1 protein-coding gene is annotated in these 651 nt (G+C 70.5%); it reads left to right on the top strand.

Translation table 11 applies throughout. The annotated features are described in order from the left end of the window. Positions 1 to 115 precede the first annotated feature (115 nt). Positions 116 to 651: DedA family protein (locus ASE78_RS18075; protein ID WP_082466958.1), on the top strand; the 536-nt coding region annotated here is incomplete at its 3' end.

The raw sequence follows: 651 nt of genomic DNA, 5'->3' as shown, positions 1-651 counted from the left end.
GGGGGCGAGAATGGCCATGGCGTCGCTGTACGCCGGTGCAGGGCGTGGCGGAAGGGCTGGCACTGGACCAAGGCGGGCGAAAGCCGCAAGGTGCGGCGATGCGGATACCCCTGTCTTGACGATCGAAGCGCTGGTCGCGCGCTATGGCCTGATCGCGCTGTTCTTCGGCGCGGGGATCGAGGGGGAAACGGTGGTCGTGCTCGGCGGGATCATGGTCCATCGTGGTGCGCTGCCGTTTGCCGGGGCGATCGCGGTGGCGGCGATCGGATCGTTCGTCGCCGACCAGTTGTTCTTCGCCGCCGGCCGGCGGTTCCGTAACCATCCGCGCGTGCGGCGGCTGGCGGCGCGACCGGCATTCGCCAGGGCATTGGCCGCGTTCGAGCGGCGGCCGACGCTGTTCGTCTTCGCCTTCCGCTTTCTCTACGGCCTGCGCACCGTCAGCCCGGTCGCGATCGGGACGACGCAACTGCCGACAGGGCGGTTCATGGTGCTGAACGGCGCGGCGGCGGCGGTGTGGGCGACGATCTTCGTGTCGATCGGCTACTGGTTCGGCCATGGCCTGAGCGAACTCGTCGGCCGCTGGCTGCCGTCGTGGCAGGTGCTGGCGGCGGGCGGCGGCGCGATCCTGTTGCTGGGCGGGGTCGGCTGGCT

The sequence above is a fragment of the Sphingomonas sp. Leaf25 genome, from assembly GCF_001421635.1.
In the GTDB taxonomy this organism is placed as follows: Bacteria; Pseudomonadota; Alphaproteobacteria; order Sphingomonadales; family Sphingomonadaceae; genus Sphingomonas.
Note: the sequence above shows the minus strand (reverse complement) of the source record. Positions and strands in the feature narration are given on the sequence as shown.